13 protein-coding genes are annotated in these 15821 nt (G+C 56.1%); 7 read left to right on the top strand and 6 right to left on the bottom strand.

All coding sequences use genetic code 11. The annotated features are described in order from the left end of the window. Nucleotides 1–39: 39 nt before the first annotated feature. Complete coding sequence (locus AC0L8N_RS15655; protein ID WP_473668849.1) at nucleotides 40–1695, bottom strand: tetratricopeptide repeat protein; 1656 nt, start codon at nucleotides 1693–1695, stop codon at nucleotides 40–42. A 497-nt stretch (nucleotides 1696–2192) separates the two neighbouring features. Here AC0L8N_RS15655 and AC0L8N_RS15650 point away from each other — a divergent pair, with 497 nt between their 5' ends. Then, nucleotides 2193–3212, top strand: a complete 1020-nt coding sequence (locus AC0L8N_RS15650; RefSeq protein WP_473668847.1) for an arginase family protein — start codon at nucleotides 2193–2195, stop codon at nucleotides 3210–3212. 118 nt (nucleotides 3213–3330) lie between these two features. On the opposite strand, the gene AC0L8N_RS15645 is transcribed toward AC0L8N_RS15650, so the two are convergent. The 5 genes from AC0L8N_RS15645 to paaZ all read right to left on the bottom strand — a co-directional run bounded on the left by AC0L8N_RS15645 (nucleotide 3331) and on the right by paaZ (nucleotide 11671). After that, the gene (locus AC0L8N_RS15645; protein WP_473668845.1) at nucleotides 3331–4323 is read right to left on the bottom strand and encodes a YeiH family protein; all 993 of its coding nucleotides are present in this window, start codon (nucleotides 4321–4323) and stop codon (nucleotides 3331–3333) included. Nucleotides 4324–4699: 376 nt separating this feature from the next. Continuing rightward, nucleotides 4700–5326 (bottom strand): SCO family protein, encoded by a 627-nt coding sequence (locus AC0L8N_RS15640; RefSeq protein ID WP_473668843.1) that lies wholly within the window; start codon nucleotides 5324–5326, stop codon nucleotides 4700–4702. Continuing rightward, nucleotides 5326–5757: a copper chaperone PCu(A)C gene (locus AC0L8N_RS15635; RefSeq protein WP_473668841.1), complete on the bottom strand. Its 432-nt coding sequence runs from the start codon at nucleotides 5755–5757 to the stop codon at nucleotides 5326–5328. Before AC0L8N_RS15635 ends, AC0L8N_RS15640 begins: the two co-directional genes overlap by 1 nt. Before the next feature lie 55 nt (nucleotides 5758–5812). Beyond that, the gene (locus tag AC0L8N_RS15630) at nucleotides 5813–9256 is read right to left on the bottom strand and encodes a pyruvate carboxylase (RefSeq protein WP_473668839.1); all 3444 of its coding nucleotides are present in this window, start codon (nucleotides 9254–9256) and stop codon (nucleotides 5813–5815) included. A gap of 360 nt (nucleotides 9257–9616) precedes the next feature. Beyond that, nucleotides 9617–11671, bottom strand: coding sequence for a phenylacetic acid degradation bifunctional protein PaaZ (paaZ, locus tag AC0L8N_RS15625; RefSeq protein WP_473668837.1), 2055 nt, complete (start codon nucleotides 11669–11671; stop codon nucleotides 9617–9619). Nucleotides 11672–11846: 175 nt separating this feature from the next. On the opposite strand from paaZ, the gene paaX reads away from it, so the two are divergent. The 6 genes from paaX (at nucleotide 11847) to paaD (ending at nucleotide 15813) form a co-directional block, all read left to right on the top strand. Beyond that, the gene (gene paaX, locus AC0L8N_RS15620) at nucleotides 11847–12758 is read left to right on the top strand and encodes a phenylacetic acid degradation operon negative regulatory protein PaaX (protein WP_473668835.1); all 912 of its coding nucleotides are present in this window, start codon (nucleotides 11847–11849) and stop codon (nucleotides 12756–12758) included. Nucleotides 12759–12762: 4 nt separating this feature from the next. Next, a complete protein-coding gene (gene paaI / locus AC0L8N_RS15615; protein ID WP_473668833.1) occupies nucleotides 12763–13203 on the top strand; it encodes a hydroxyphenylacetyl-CoA thioesterase PaaI in 441 nt (146 codons plus the stop codon). Nucleotides 13204–13297: 94 nt separating this feature from the next. Further along, a complete protein-coding gene (gene paaA / locus AC0L8N_RS15610; RefSeq protein WP_473668831.1) occupies nucleotides 13298–14284 on the top strand; it encodes a 1,2-phenylacetyl-CoA epoxidase subunit PaaA in 987 nt (328 codons plus the stop codon). A gap of 16 nt (nucleotides 14285–14300) precedes the next feature. Then, nucleotides 14301–14588, top strand: coding sequence for a 1,2-phenylacetyl-CoA epoxidase subunit PaaB (gene paaB, locus AC0L8N_RS15605; RefSeq protein WP_473668829.1), 288 nt, complete (start codon nucleotides 14301–14303; stop codon nucleotides 14586–14588). A 5-nt stretch (nucleotides 14589–14593) separates the two neighbouring features. Continuing rightward, on the top strand, nucleotides 14594–15340 hold the full coding sequence (gene paaC, locus AC0L8N_RS15600; protein ID WP_473668827.1) for a 1,2-phenylacetyl-CoA epoxidase subunit PaaC: 747 nt from the start codon (nucleotides 14594–14596) through the stop codon (nucleotides 15338–15340). Further along, entirely contained in the window at nucleotides 15334–15813 is a 480-nt protein-coding gene (gene paaD / locus AC0L8N_RS15595) for a 1,2-phenylacetyl-CoA epoxidase subunit PaaD (RefSeq protein ID WP_473668825.1), read from the top strand. Before paaC ends, paaD begins: the two co-directional genes overlap by 7 nt. Nucleotides 15814–15821: the final 8 nt, after the last annotated feature.

Below are 15821 nucleotides of genomic sequence, written 5' to 3'. Positions count from 1 at the left end.
CCAGTCGGCCACGGCCATTGTCGTACTCGTCCGTAATTTTTATGTACCAACAACTTGCCGCGCTTCTGTCAGCTCAGCTCTCGTTCCAACGTCCGCCCTTTCACAAACCTCTAGCAACTGCACAAAATACTGCTTCGCCTTCGCAGGGTCCCCGCTACGCTCCGCGGCGGTCGCCGCACCGTACAAAGCCCGGAAACGATTGGGTTCCTTGATCAATACTTGCTCGAACTCCGCCAACGCTTCAGCGCTTTGCTCTTGTTCGAGAAGCATCTCGCCAAGTAACTCGCGCGCCGGCTTCAACGGGCCAGGTGAGATCGCACTTTTTTCAGTAGCGTCCTCCATCTGCACTGCCTCACGCAACAGCCTCAGGCCGTCGCCCCTGCGACCCTCCGCGTTCGCGATCCACGCGCGCCCGATCTTTTGCTGAATAGCTACCTGGCCGGCCCAATAAGAATTTCCCACTTCCTCAAGCTTTTTCTGTGTAGCTGCCAGTGTCTCAACTTCTGTTTTCGCAGCAATGATGTCGCCACTACGTGCTGCACCGAGCGCGCGGGCGAAATGGGTGATTGCATCAACCCATTCGAAACGCGTCGTCCGCACCGGTAGAACAGCGGCTTCGTCCCATGCATTTCGTTCAAGCGCGTAGCGAGCGGCAATCGCCGCGTTCGCGAAATAGCCCGCCGGTGACGGCGCGACGTTTCCGGATGCACCTGACGCTATGCGCTCCGCAATGGAAGGAGACTGTTCTAACACCTTTCTTGCGGCGGCGTCCTGCCCAGTCTGCAAGTACGCATACACCTGGTAATCCAGCGCATGCAGCTCTTCGGTTGCCGCATTGTCTTTCCGCGCAGCGGCGGCAGAGGCAAGGTTGGTATCTATAGATTCCTGCCACGAGCCGATGCGTGTAAACGTATGCGACGGCATGTGCAATGCATGCGGCGCATCAGGAGCGATGCTGGCATAGCGCCTTGCGGCATCGACGGCGCGCGGTGCAAGCGCGGGGGTGTCGTAGCTATGAATAATGTAATGCGCGATTCCCGGGTGGTCGGGTTGGTCCTTGAATTCGTTCTCCAGAATATCCGCTGCGGCGAGCAAGTTCTTGTACGACTTGTCGTCGGGAAGATTGGTTTGGTCGAGTGAGAGCGCGTAGAAGATTCTGGCTTCAGCGTCATCAGAATACTCGTCGGCAATCTCTTTCATCGCTTTTTCGTAGGCAAGAGTACGAGTTCTCTGGTCAACCGTCTTCGCATCTTTGTAAAGCAGACCAACCGCCGCAATGTAATCACGTTCTCTCGCCGACTTCGCATTTGCTGCGGTCGCCGCGTCTACCGCCGCCGCACCTTTGGTTATTGAGGTCTCCGGGCGAAACCCACCAAACGGATTCCCCCACCAACTCATCGCAATGCCCCAATGCGCCATCGCGCATTCGGGATCACTGGCGGCAACAGCCTGAAATGATTCAATCGCGGCAGAGAACCAGAAGGAATGCAGCAGCGCTACGGAACGGTCGAACTCTTCCCTGACTGCAGGGCTGCAGCTTGTTTCGAAATGCACTTTACCAAGCCCGTCGCTCGAACTGCCGTGCATCGCATGATCGGTCTCCTGAGAAACCACTGCCGATTCTGCTTGAGGTTCCTGATCGCAGCCAAACACCATGACAGCACTAGCTACGACAATGTACTTACAGAAGTTCATAACGGACCCTCCCAAGGCAAGGACCCCGATGGTACGCCTGAACGGTCAGTTTCGCAGCTCATTGCAAGAAGCCAGTGCACACATTACACCCGACGCAGAACACCCGTGTGCAACTGAACCCGCCCTAACCGTTACAACTCATCGTTTTCACTGAACTTGGTCATGGCGAAAAATAGTCAACAAGCCACATAGTCTCAATCGATACTTAATGCGCCAAGAGACTGGACCAGCCGAAAAAAGACAAACCGCAGCAATCCAAGCGACGCCCCAACGGGTCTTGGGCGCACCGTATCCGACCGCACGAAATCGTTGCACCAGCAATGTATCCGAGCCGCAGACCGCACCTGCAGTTTCATTGGTGAAACCTTGCCGGTAAAGTACCAACTGACAACTACAGAATGGCAGGCTCGTCGTAGTACCCGGTAAAGCCCATGCATTGCAGAGAATGCTGGAGCTCACAATAAAGTAACGACTAATTCTCACGAAGGATTATCAACTTGAAAATTAAGCTACTTGGATACGCCATGCTTTTTTCACTGTTGCCGGTGCTTGCATCTGCGCAACTCGTGAAGAAGGACGACACTACGGAACGAAACTACTTTGATGCCGACGGCAAAATGCGTATTGCCATTGCCAAGCAGCCGCAGCGGCCGTCATCCGGTGGCGGCAAGAATGCCCTCGACGGCCCTGACGTAATGGCCAACGGCGGCATTCAGGACATTCTTCGCGAAATGAATGCAACGGTTCGAGTGTCGAACGCCGAGCTCTCCGACCGTGAGAAAACCGAATACGGAAACTGGCGAAAGATGGGTTACGCCAATGGCCGTCTTGCCGATAACATCATGCAGAATGAAGCCGATGGATATTTCACCGTTGCTTATCTGGCAAGCTGCCCGTCGGCACTCGGCGTACTTGGTGGTTTGCAGCAGTCGCTGACATCGACCGACACTTCTTCCGTTAGCATCATGTGGCTTGATGCGCATGCAGACTACAACACACCGGAAACCACCCGCTCCGGCTCCATGGGTGGAATGCCGCTGGCCATTGCAAACGGCCTTGGGCTGCACCAGGTGCGCCGCGACTCGAAAGTGGAACCGCCCCTCCCTGCCAATCATATAGTCACAGCTGGCCTACGCGACGTAGATCCGGGCGAGCAACATCTGCTTGATGTAAACCGCATCGAGAACATCACAGTGGATGATATTCGCGGAATTACTCAGAATGTTTACGATCAGATGGATGCGCTGAGCGCCGTATCCGACAAGATCTATATTCACATTGATCTCGACATTCTCGACGCCAAAGAAGTGCCGTTTCATAACTATCCGACGGAGAACGGCCCCACCAGTTATGAACTGGCAGCAATGTTCAAAGAAATCTTTGCGAAGTACCCCAAAGCCGCTGCAATTGGCTTCGCGTCAATCCCCGCCAATGACCCGGACGACATTACGCTTAATGCCGTGAATCGGATGACGGTTGCCGCTATCGAAGGCATTAAGATTCGCGAAGGTCGATAACGCTACGCAGCAACGGCTCAATGCCTATCGGAGGACGTCGAACAGGCTGGCCTTAACCACCTGTTCGGCCTCACCGCCAGCATTCAGACAGTTGAACGGCGCATGCCATCCGGCTACCTTAGCCCAGGTACAGCAAACCACAAATTGCGAACAGGGCCAGCAGCAACGTTTGTCCCACCATTGCCAGCAACGGTCCCGGCCCGACTACGGCGAGTTCGCCCAGTGACGTTCGGACGCCCAACGCGGCGACAGCACAAAGCAGACACCACCTTGAGGCCTCACCCAAAAGAGCAGCCAGATCCGGTCCGATGAGGCCGAAACTGTTCACCGCAACGAGCACGACAAAGGCAACAAGGAACAATGGCAACAGCGGCACTTTGGGCGAGTCTGCAGATTTCGAACCTCGTTGCAGGAAACCTATTGCGACGACCACAGGAAGCAGACACGACACACGCAGCAGCTTAACTATGGCAGCCGTGTCGCCGGCTTCCGTGGATATTGTGTAGCCAGCACCAATAACCTGTGCAACATCATGAATCGTTGCTCCGATGAATACTCCGGCCGACGTGTCGTCGAACTGCAGAAACGCGGAGATTAGTGGGTAGATCATCATCGCGATGGTACTGAGCGTAGTGACGCCGACTACTGTAACAATCGTCCACCGCTCCGAGCGAGTATCGTTCGGCAGTACCGACGAAATTGCCAGCGCGGCAGACGCCCCACAAATCGCTACCGCACCTGCCGTGAGAATTCCGAAGCTGCGCGGCAACTTGAGGAGCCGGGCTATGCCCGTACCAACGACCAGAGTGACAAGCACGCCGGATATCACCAGCAGGACCGTCTCTCCACCGAGGTTCTGAACCTCTGTCCACGTGATCCGTGCGCCCAGCAACGCCACACCGACACGCAAGATTCGTTTGGAACTAAACTGCAGCCCAGGCCCGGTCTTACTGTTGTCAGCCAGGAAATTGAACGCAATGCCCAACAACAGGGCAAACAACATGGAGGGGCCGCCGTAATGTTCCGAAAGATACGCTGAAGCAAGCGCAATTAGTGCGCTCAACATGATACCGGGCAGGTACTCTCGGGTTTTTTCAATCAAGTTCTGCATCCTTGATTACTATTAGCATGCTTCTGCAGTCGCCGAATAATTCAAGAACTGCAGGCGATGGATATTTAGCGAAATAATACATAGAGCCACCTGAACCTGGCCGTATTCACATAAAATCTGCGCTCAGATTGCTCAATGCCGTTTGACACTTGATACGGCTTTGCCTGAACGACAGCGGCAAAGTCTAACGGAACTGTTGGAATAATGTAGTCAGGACTTCACGCTAGTGGCTTCGACGCGGCGTTCAGCCGAAGGCGCTATGAATTCGCCTGTCCTCAGTTCATGGGCGACCATCGGTCGCCGGACAGAAGCTCACCGTTAATCGCCGAAACGTCGTGAAGACTACTGCCGCGGTTTATCCCTGCAGTCCACTCTCTCATTGCTGCTGGTTGTAGTACTCAAGGATGTGTGGGAAGTCTGCCGTTATTTGCGCCGCGGTGTGAGGTTGAGTGAAGATCGCGTACACGCGGCCTTGCGGGTCAATTACCGTCACGCTGGAGGTATGGCCGACGAGATAATTTTGATCGGCAGGTGATTCCGGGACCTCGTACACAACCGCAGCGGCCAATGCGAACTTCGCCAGATCGTCACCGTCCCCACTAAGACCGCGAAACTCCGGATCAAAATAAGTCACGTATTCGTGCAGCCGCTCCGGCGTATCTCTATGTGGGTCGACAGACACCAAATAGTAGCGATCCGAGATCGAAGGCAAGGTTTCCGCGAAAGCTCGTTTGACCCTCGCCAGTTCGACCAACGACAGCGGACATACATCGGGACAGTACGTGTATCCAAAGTACACGAACGACCAGTCACCGAGAAAATCTTTCTCGCTAACCGCATTGCCGTTGGCATCGACTAGCGACAATTCTGGCAAACCACGCGGCGTATCGAGCACATACCCGCCAATCTCGGGGCGTCCCAGCGGTGCCGTGCGCTGAATTTGAAAGTACAAACCCGCTGCCAATGCGACAGCACCGACAACGACCAGCGACAATCGGCGCATTACGGTATGTCCTTGCGAGCATCGATAACACCGATCGTTATCTCCATCTCTCCTGCCTGCTCAAAAACCAGGGTCAGTTCCAGCTTTTCTCCGGCACGTAGCGGCGCATGGAGCCCCATCAGCATGACATGCAGTCCTCCCGGCCCAAACTCGACTTCACTTCCAGCAGCGACATCCAGTACCGGAACGTGCTGCATACGCATCATGCCGCCCTCGGCCACGTGCGTGTGAATTTCCGATTTTTCGGCGGTCGGACTTTTGACGCCAATGAGGCGATCCGCTGGCCCGTCATTCCTGAGAGCGAAATAGGCGGCACCGTTCCGAGCCCCAGGTGGCGTTGCTCTTGCCCACGCATTCTCAATAGAAATCGCCGATGCCTCCGCGAATGCGGAAACCAATAGCAAACAAACCAGGCCAACATACTTTCTCATGACTTTTTCTTCTATTGCTTCCGTGCTGTACCAGCTACCAGCGGTTGAACGCGTGCTATTCGAGTTCGACCAACAAGTCTTTGGCGTCCACCTGGGTTCCGACAGCGACAACAATGCGCTTGACCGTTCCATCGCGATCCGCCGATACCGCCGTTTCCATCTTCATGGCTTCCATGGTTAACAAGGCATCGCCTCGTTTGACTTTCTGCCCTTCTTCCACGGCAATGGTTGTTATCAAGCCGGGCATTGGTGCCGCAACGTGCGCGGAGTTGTTACGGTCCGCTTTCTCCAGAGTAAGTTCGGGTCTGGCCAGTTTGCGATCCAGAACACGAACCGAACTTGGCTGACCATTGATTTCAAAAAACAAGCGCCGATAGCCTTGCTCATTCGGTTCGGTCGACGTCAAGTAGTGTATGACAACCTGACGGCCGCCCTCCATTGTGACCGTTAACTCCTCACGAGGCTCCATCCCATAGTAGTAAACGTGAGTGGGCAAGACACTGACATCGCCAAAAGTATCGCGGTGGCTTCGGAATTCGTCAAAAACCTTGGGGTACATTAAATGCGATGCGAGATCGTATTTGCTGACCGCAGTACGACCTGCCTTGTTTAGTACCGCGTGCTCCGCATCCAGATCAACGTTCTTCAGTTGGCTGCCAGGACGAACTGTAATTGGCTGTCTGTCTCGCAATACTTTCTTTTGCAGGGACGGAGGAAAGCCGCCCGGCGGCTGTCCCAGGTCGCCCGCGAAGAAGGACACCACGGACTCCGGAAACGCGATTTCCGTATTGGGGTTTACGACGTCGTCAATGGTGATACCCGAGGTGATCATCATCAATGCCATGTCACCCACCACTTTCGACGATGGAGTCACTTTGACAATGTCGCCGAACGCGAGATTTACGTCGGCGTACGCACGAGCCACTTCGTGCCAGCGCCGACCTATACCCAGTGACTCCGCCTGTTCTTTCAGATTGGTGAACTGGCCGCCGGGCATTTCGTGCAAGTAGACTTCAGACGCACCGGAACGCACATCGGGTTCGAACGCCGCATACTGGCCCCGAACTTCTTCCCAGTAATCACTGATACGACGGATTGCCTTCAGATCCAATCCGCTGTCTTTCTCTGAGTTCTGCAGGGTTGCAACCAGCGAACCTAGATTCGGTTGCGACGTCAAGCCGCTCATAGAGTCCATGGCGGCATCGAAGGCATCCACACCGGCCTCCACCGCGGCGAGAATACTAGCCGCTGCGGCACCGCTCGTGTCATGCGTGTGAAAATGAATTGGCAGTGACACTTCTTCCTTCAGAGTTCGCACCAGCAGGCGGGCCGCTGCGGGCTTGAGCAACCCTGCCATATCCTTGATACCGAGGATGTGAGCACCGGCCGCTTCCAATTGCTTGGCCATCGTCACGTAGTATTTCAAATCGTATTTTGAGCGCGCCGGATCAAGTATGTCGCCGGTGTAGCAAATTGCAGCTTCAGCCAGCTTGCCACTTTCGGCGACAGCATCAATTGCCAAACGCATATTCTCGACCCAGTTCAGGCAGTCGAAAATACGAAATACATCCACGCCAGCTTCAGCCGATTGCGCAATGAAATAGCGCACAACATTGTCCGGGTAATTCCGGTAGCCGACACCGTTCGAGGAGCGCAGCAACATCTGCTGCATCAGGTTCGGCATAGCCTCCGACAGATCAGACAGGCGTTGCCAGGGGTCTTCATTCAGAAAACGCATCGATACATCAAACGTCGCGCCACCCCAGCTTTCTACCGAAAACAGGTTGGGCAGCCACTGTGAGTAGTGCGGCGCAATTCGCAACATGTCTGCGGAACGAAAGCGGGTCGCAAGTAATGACTGGTGTGCGTCCCGAAAGGTTGTATCGGTGATCTGGGGTACGGGCTGCGCTTTGAGCCAGCTGGCTACTGCACCTGCCCCGCTCTTCTGCAGCATCTGCCGCAAGCCGTCCGGTCTATCGCCGCGAGCGATTTCCGGCGGAACCGGCGTGCGCCGTACTCGCGGTTCAGGACGACCTTGAACCTGCGTATTGCCATTCACGATGACATCGGCAATGAACTCGGTAAGTAAACTTCCGTTGCTCTTGCGTCGTGGCAGTTGCAGCAATTCCGGTGTGTCGTCTATGAAACGAGTGTTGTAATCACCGCCAACAAATTGTGGGTGCGATATCAGTCCAAGCAGAAACGTGAGATTGGTTTCAACGCCCCGTACCTTGAACTCACTGAGCGCGCGACTCATACGCGCAATTGCTTCATCGTCCGAATAACCTGATGCCGTTACCTTAACGAGCAAACTGTCGTAGTGGCGTGTGATATCAGCGCCGGAGTACGCGGTACCTGCGTCGAGGCGGATTCCAGGTCCGGCAGGACTGCGGTACGCGATGATGTGGCCATAGTCCGGGATGAAGTTGTTGTGCGGGTCCTCGGTGGTCACACGGCATTGCACGGCAGACCCCACTCGGGAAATCTCAGCCTGCGCCGGGATGCCGGATTCCGTCACATTGCCAATTCGCGCGCCCGCCGCAATGCGTATTTGTGACTTGACGATATCCAGCCCTGTGATCTGTTCGGTTACTGTGTGTTCAACCTGTACCCGCGGATTCACCTCGATGAAGTGAAAGCGCCCGGTATCCACATCCTGTAAGAACTCGACAGTACCTGCATTGGAATAATTCACCGAGCGCGCCAACCGCAATGCAGCGGCACAGATCTCATCGCGCTGATCCTCGTTCAGGTACGGCGCTGGCGCGCGTTCGACCACTTTCTGATGCCGTCGCTGCACGGAACAATCGCGCTCGAACAAGTGAACGACGTTGCCGTGCTGATCGCCAATGACCTGAACTTCCACATGCCGGGCATTGCGTACCAGCTTCTCGACATACACTTCGTCGTTGCCGAAGGCCGACTTCGCTTCGCGCTTCGCCATCTCGAGCTGATCCCGCAACTCCGCTGCGTTTTCCAACACCCGCATGCCACGGCCACCGCCACCCCAACTGGCTTTCAACATGACGGGGAAGCCAATAGCGTTGACCACTTCCAATGCCGCGGCGGGGTCTGCCGGTAAAGGCTCGCTTGCCGGCATGACCGGCACATCGGCTGCAACCGCCAACGCACGCGCCTCGACCTTGTTCCCGAGACGCCGCATGACATCAGGCAGTGGACCGATGAACGTTATACCCTGCTCTGCGCAGCGTTCGGCAAAATCCGGGTTCTCTGACAAAAAGCCGTAACCCGGGTGAATCGCATCACAACCGGTCTGCAACGCAACCCGAAGGATTTCGTCGATGTCCAGATAGGCTTCGAGCGGAGACTTACCAACGCCTATGCAATAAGCCTCTTCAGACTTGAATCGATGCAGTGTCAGGCGGTCCTCTGTCGAGTAGACCGCTACGCTGGGAATATTGAGTTCACGCGCCGCGCGCATGATTCGGATCGCTATCTCGCTGCGATTCGCAACAAGAATTTTCTTGAATTTTTTCACTAAGTCGACCTGCCGATGTTATGCCTGAACTTACAGGAACGGGATTGTGTGTCGCCGGAACACCGGAGGCACGGCCGGTTTCGGGCGACGCTACGTTAGCATATCTGGCAATTCCCGCTCAGCAACACCAGCGTCCGCGGTACCGAGCCGGTCGAGTGAATAGTATTGCGGACCTGCCACATCAAGCAGGCATTTGGCGCCAACCCGCCGTTTCAGCGAGGAGTATAGATCGAGATCAGCTCACTGACCGCTTGCGAACGCGGTCAGTGATCCTCATAACACATTGATAAAAAATGATTTCTTAGCGAGCTATTGCACGCCGCCGGAACAACCGTAGCAGCGGAGCATCAGCTTGTTGCTTCAAGCACTCTCGATTTCCTGCATGGTTTCCGCGGACGCGACCATGGTCAGAACATCGTAGGTAGCAACGATTTCATCGTCCTGATTGATGACTTCGGTATCCCAATACACCTCACCGTAGCCGCTGGCTTCGCGCCACTTCTTCTGCTTGCAGGTCAGGCGCACTTTGAGCGTGTCACCCGGATTGACCGGCGCAGCGAAGCGCAGATTATCCACGCCGTAGTTTGCCAGTACCGGACCTGGGGCCGGATCAACGAACAGGCCCGCTGCCGCGGAAACGATGAAATAGCCATGCGCCACACGCCCCTCGAAGAACGGGTTGCGCGCGGCGTCAGGCTCACTCATGTGCGCGTAGAACTTGTCGCCGCTCAGCTCGGCAAATTTTTCAATGTCATCAAGAGTGATCGTTCTCGCGGCAGTATGCACGGTTTCGCCAATCTGCAATTCTTCGAACGTCTTGCGGAACGGGTGCACAGCGTCGCGGATTTCTTTAGCGCCGCGTATCCATTGATTAGTGATCGCTGACAAGGTCGATGGAGAACCTTGCAATGCGGTGCGCTGCATGTAGTGCAGTACTCCGCGGATTCCGCCCAGTTCCTCACCACCACCGGCGCGACCGGGTCCGCCGTGCACAAGGTGCGGCAACGGTGAACCGTGGCCAGTGGATTCTGCGGCGCAATCGCGATTGATGGTCATGATGCGGCCGTGGTACGCCGCACAATCCAGAACCAGTTCGCGGGCTACCGCGTTGTCATTGGTGAACAGAGAGCAAACGAGACTGCCGCCGCCCATTCGCACCAGCTCTGCAGCACTTTCCAGGTCACGGTACGGCAACACTGTAGCTACTGGTCCGAAAGCCTCAACGCTATGCGGTGTTGTGGCTGACAGAGGATCGGCACATTCGAGCAATACCGGCGCAAAGTAGGCGCCTTTTTTTACGTCGCCATCGGCAACCGTAAAGTTGTCCGGCGAGCCATGCACGATGGTGCCGTCTTTTTGCAAGTCGGCGATGCGCTCAATAACTTCATCACGCTGCCCCTGACTCACCAGAGCGCCCATATCCATGTCCGGATTCGCAGGATTGCCGACCTTGATTGCGGCAAGCCGCTCGGACAATCGACGCACCACATCGGCGCTGTGCTGTTCAGGCACGATGATGCGACGAATCGCTGTGCATTTCTGGCCGGCCTTCGTCGTCATCTCTTTAACGATCTCATCGATATAGAGATCAAACTCCGGCGTGCCCGCTCCGGCGTCAGGCCCGAGTACCGAACAATTGAGCGAATCCGTTTCAGCTGTAAAACGAACACTTTGCTCCATTACATTCGGATGCTTGCGCAAGTAATCGGCCGTGCCTTTGGAACCCGTGAAAGCAATCACGTCCTGGCAATCGAGCCGATCCAGCAAATCGCCAACACTGCCGCACACGAGCTGTACAGCTCCGGGAGGCAGCACATTGGCCTCTATCATTTTGCGAACGACCAGTTCCGTCAGGTACGCGGTGCTGGTCGCCGGTTTAATAATGACCGGCATACCCGCCAACAACGTGGGTGCCAGCTTCTCGAGCATGCCCCAGCAAGGGAAGTTGAATGCATTAATCTGTACGGCGACGCCGCGACGCGGCACAAAGATGTGCTGACCAGTGAAGGTACCTTGCCTGGATATGACTTCCGCCGGACCGTCAACCAGCACATGATCATTCGGCAGTTCTCGACGACCTTTGCTCGAATACACGAACATGGTGGCGATTCCGCCGTCGATGTCGATCCATGAATCGGCTTTCGTAGCGCCGGTCTGGGTCGACAGCGCATAGAGTTCTTTCTTGCATTCATTGAGATGCAGCGCCAGCGCCTTCAGCATCAACGCGCGCTGATGGAATGTCATTGCCCTGAGTGCCGGACCGCCTTTCTGGCGAGCGAACTGGAGCATCGCACCAAAATCGATCCCGTCACTGCTGGCCGTCGCAATCGGCTCGCCGTCGACAGCACTGCGCAACACTACGCCATCGCCACCGCCCGTTACCCACTGATTCTCTGCGTAACACCCGAGCTTCATGCACCACCCCTGTTATGAAACAAAATTTTTGGAATTGCTATATAATTAGTATCATATCGAACTGCGCGTGTACAACAACACAATAATAATGAGAAAGACGCACCGCCAAACCACAAACAATGCCCCGGGCCGAAGCAGCTTTGCCCTCGCCTGTGACCGACTGCTGAGCCATTTCGTGCAGCGAAGGCCGATTCGGGCGAGTTCGCTCGTCATCAGTGTCTTCGGCGACTCCATTGCTGTACACGGCGGCACCGTTTGGCTCGGCAACCTGATTCAGGCCCTGCAAAGTTTCGGCGTCAACCAACGCCTCGTGCGTACTTCTGTTTTCCGCCTCGCCAAAGATGGCTGGCTCGACTCCGAGCAACTCGGTCGGCGCAGTTTCTACCGCCTTACCGCCAGCGGCCGTCACCGTTTCGATCAAGCCAGCAAGCGCATCTACACGGAGCCACAGCACGCATGGCCCGGCACGTGGTATCTGGTCATGACCGGAGCCCTTTCCGCAGAGGAACGCGATACGCTGCGCAAAGAGCTTGGCTGGCTTGGCTTTGCGCCATTTTCCACGTGCGTGCTCGCACATCCCGCGCCCGACCTGGCTGCGGTGCAGGAATGCCTCGCTGCCGCGGGCTGCAGTGATCGCGTTATGCTAATGGAATCCCGCGTAAGCAATGAACGGCAGCAATCGCAATTGATGAAGCAAGTGCATGCTGCCTGGTCGCTGGACGAAATTGCCGGTCGCTACCGAAAGTTCCTGAACGAATTCCAGCCGGTTTACGCCAGTGCCTGCAGACAGAGAGGTCCGCTGGATGCAGAGCGTTGCTTTCAGGTCCGAACCTTGTTGATCCACGAGTACCGCAAAATTCACCTGCGCGACCCATTATTACCGGAAGAACTGTTACCCCGACGCTGGGACGGTGCGGCCGCGTACCAATTATGTCGAAATCTGTACAGTGCGGTGGCCGGCCCCGCCGAACCTTATCTCGTTTCGGAATTGGAAACGACGGATGGCCCTTTGCCCCCCGCTGATGCACACTTTTATCAACGCTTTGGCGGCTTGACGCCCAAGAATGCTCAACAATACGGGAGCTGACGGCATGTCTGACGACGCCGCAGATACGCTGGCTAATGCGTGCGCCAAACACATGTTTGCATGCGATCCAGCCACGCAAGGGCTCGGCATCGAAATAGCGGCGGTTCAGCCCGGCTATGCTGAAGCGCGCATGACCGTTCGTAAGGACATGCTGAATGGGCATGGCAGCTGCCACGGCGGCTTCATATTTTCGTTGGCCGACTCTGCCTTTGCCTTTGCCTGCAATACCTATAACAACGTTACTGTAGCGTCCGGTGCGAGCATAGAATTCCTGGCACCGGCCTATTTGGGCGATCGCTTGCTCGCCTGTGCCCAAGAACAGGTCCGCGGTCGACGGCGGGGTGTCTACGATGTGGAGGTCAAAACGGACGATGGCAGGACGGTTGGCCTCTTTCGCGGCCACTCGCACGCCCGGAACGAACCCTTGCTGCCGGAACCAGACTAAGCGGTCTTACCGGGCAGTCACTATCTGATACAGTTTTGTTTGAGATTCTCGATTTTTTGTTTCATAATCGCCGGCCAGCATTCAGGAGAACGTCATGTACACGCAAGGCCTCGACCAACAAGGCGACCCCGTCGCTCAGCCAGTGGACGGAGCGGCACGCATGGCGGCTTTCCAGCAGCATGTCGATGCTGAAGAGAAGGTCGAACCCAAAGACTGGATGCCGGAAGCCTACCGCAAGACATTGATTCGACAAATATCGCAGCACGCTCACTCCGAGATTGTGGGCATGTTGCCGGAGGGCAACTGGATAACGCGCGCACCCAGCCTGCGCCGCAAAGCTATCCTGCTTGCCAAAGTACAAGATGAAGCGGGCCACGGGCTCTACCTGTACAGCGCCGCCGAAACGCTGGGCGTATCGCGTGATGAACTCACAGACCAACTGCTCAGTGGCAAGGCCAAGTACTCCAGCATTTTTAACTACCCCACCCTGACCTGGGCAGACATCGGTGCCGTAGGCTGGTTAGTCGACGGCGCTGCGATAATGAACCAGATTCCGCTGTGCCGCTGCTCCTACGGCCCCTACGCTCGCGCGATGGTAAAGGTCTGCAAGGAAGAGAGCTTCCATCAGCGTCAGGGCTTCGAGATCATGTTGAGCCTGAGCCGTGGCAACGCCGAACAGAAGCGGATGGCGCAGGATGCACTGAATCGCTGGTGGTGGCCTGCACTGATGATGTTTGGTCCCAGCGATGCTGACTCCGAACACAGCGCACAGTCGATGGCCTGGAAGATCAAACGCTTCAGCAATGACGAGCTGCGCCAGAAATTCGTCGATGCCTCGGTACCGCAAGCAGAACACCTTGGCCTGCGCATCCCGGACGACGATCTGGAGTGGGATGAAGAAGCAGGGCATTACCGCTTCGGCGAAATTAACTGGCAGGAGTTCTTCGATGTATTGGCTGGCAACGGACCGTGCAATCGCGAACGACTGAGTCGACGCCAGGAGGCACATGCAAATGGCGCCTGGGTACGCGAAGCTGCACGCACCTATGCCGCCAAACAAGCAGCACGCAAAGCTGCCTGAATCACAGGATACGAAAATGAGTAAACAGGAATGGCCGCTGTACGAAGTCTTCATTCGGGCACGGGCCGGGCTTAGCCACCGTCACGTCGGTAGCTTGCACGCAGCTGACCGGACGATGGCCCTTGACCATGCCCGCGACTTGTACACGCGACGCAGCGAAGGAGTTAGCATCTGGGTCGTCGCTTCTACCGACATATCGGCTTCAGACCCGGCGGACTCTTCTGCACTTTTCGAACCGGCGGAAGACAAGATTTACCGGCACCCTACTTTTTACGAAGTACCGGACGGAATTGAAAACCTGTGAGCACAATGCCGCATTTCGAATACCTGCTCAGGTTGGGCGACAACGCCCTGATCTCCGGCCAACGATTGGGCGAGTGGGTTACCCGCGCTCCAGAACTCGAAGAGGAAATGGCGTTGGCCAACTTCGCACTCGACTGCGTTGGTCAGGCCCGGATGTACTACACGTACGCTGCCGAAATCGAGGGTCAGGGTCGCGATGAAGATCAACTGGCGTTCTTGCGCGACCAGATCGACTTCCGCAACATTCTCCTTGTGGAGCAACCTAACGGCGACTTCGCCTGCACCATCGCACGCCAGTTCCTGTACTTGAGCGCCTATCAGATTCAGCTCGAAGCGCTGACGCGTTCCTCGGACGTACGTATTGCCGAAATTGCTGCGCGCGCCGTCAAAGAAGTTGCGTACCAGTTACGGCATACACGTCAGTGGCTCGTACGTCTCGGCGATGGCACGGACGAGAGCCATCACCGCATGCAAAAAGCTATTGATGACCTCTGGCGGTTCACCGGTGAAATGTTTACTGCGGACGAAATCGACGAGTGGGCGGCCGCAGAGAAGGTCGGCCCCGATCCGACAACGCTGCAAGCGCCGTGGAATGAGTACGTGCAAAAAGCACTGCAGGAAGCGACCTTAACGAGGCCACAGGACGGGTGGATGGATACCGGCGGCAAAAACGGCCGGCACACAGAACACCTGGGCTACCTGCTTGCTGAGATGCAGCATATGCAGCGCGCCTACCCAGGTGCAGCGTGGTAGTAGCGGACGTCCAAAAGTTACTAAGCGAAGTACCCGATCCCGAGATCCCGATCCTGAGCATTGCCGATCTCGGTATCATTCGTGACGTTGCAATCGACGGCGATAAAGTTACCGTGACGCTGACCCCCACCTACTCCGCCTGCCCGGCTACCGAGGTAATCGAAGCCAGTGTTTACGAGCACTTGCGGGCCAATGGGATCACTGACGTCCACGTGCGCCGGGTACTGTCACCGCCGTGGACCACCGACTGGATTAGCGCTGATGGTCGTAAGAAGCTTGCCGAGTACGGGATTGCCCCACCAGCCGGCAGCACGGCAAAAAAATCATTGCGCGGCGATGAGTTGCGAATCGCTTGCCCGCGGTGTAACAGCACGAACTCTGTGAAAGTCAGCGAATTTGGATCCACCCCCTGCAAAGCAGCGTACAAGTGCGGCGACTGTCTGGAGCCGTTCGAGTACTTCAAATGTATCTGAGAACAAAA

The organism is Woeseia sp. D3-10, assembly GCF_055809415.1.
The sequence above is the reverse complement of the archived record's forward strand: the minus strand, read 5'-3'. Positions and strand labels throughout refer to the sequence as shown.

Bases quoted from the DNA above. Each gene is read 5' to 3' on its own strand.
- AC0L8N_RS15655 (WP_473668849.1), bottom strand. From the start codon at position 1,695: ATGAACTTCTGTAAGTACATTGTCGTAGCTAGTGCTGTCATGGTGTTT.
- AC0L8N_RS15645 (WP_473668845.1), bottom strand. From the start codon at position 4,323: ATGCAGAACTTGATTGAAAAAACCCGAGAGTACCTGCCCGGTATCATG.
- AC0L8N_RS15640 (WP_473668843.1), bottom strand. From the start codon at position 5,326: ATGCGCCGATTGTCGCTGGTCGTTGTCGGTGCTGTCGCATTGGCAGCG.
- AC0L8N_RS15635 (WP_473668841.1), bottom strand. From the start codon at position 5,757: ATGAGAAAGTATGTTGGCCTGGTTTGTTTGCTATTGGTTTCCGCATTC.
- paaZ (WP_473668837.1), bottom strand. From the start codon at position 11,671: ATGAAGCTCGGGTGTTACGCAGAGAATCAGTGGGTAACGGGCGGTGGC.
- paaI (WP_473668833.1), top strand. From the start codon at position 12,763: ATGTCTGACGACGCCGCAGATACGCTGGCTAATGCGTGCGCCAAACAC.
- paaA (WP_473668831.1), top strand. From the start codon at position 13,298: ATGTACACGCAAGGCCTCGACCAACAAGGCGACCCCGTCGCTCAGCCA.
- paaB (WP_473668829.1), top strand. From the start codon at position 14,301: ATGAGTAAACAGGAATGGCCGCTGTACGAAGTCTTCATTCGGGCACGG.
- paaC (WP_473668827.1), top strand. From the start codon at position 14,594: ATGCCGCATTTCGAATACCTGCTCAGGTTGGGCGACAACGCCCTGATC.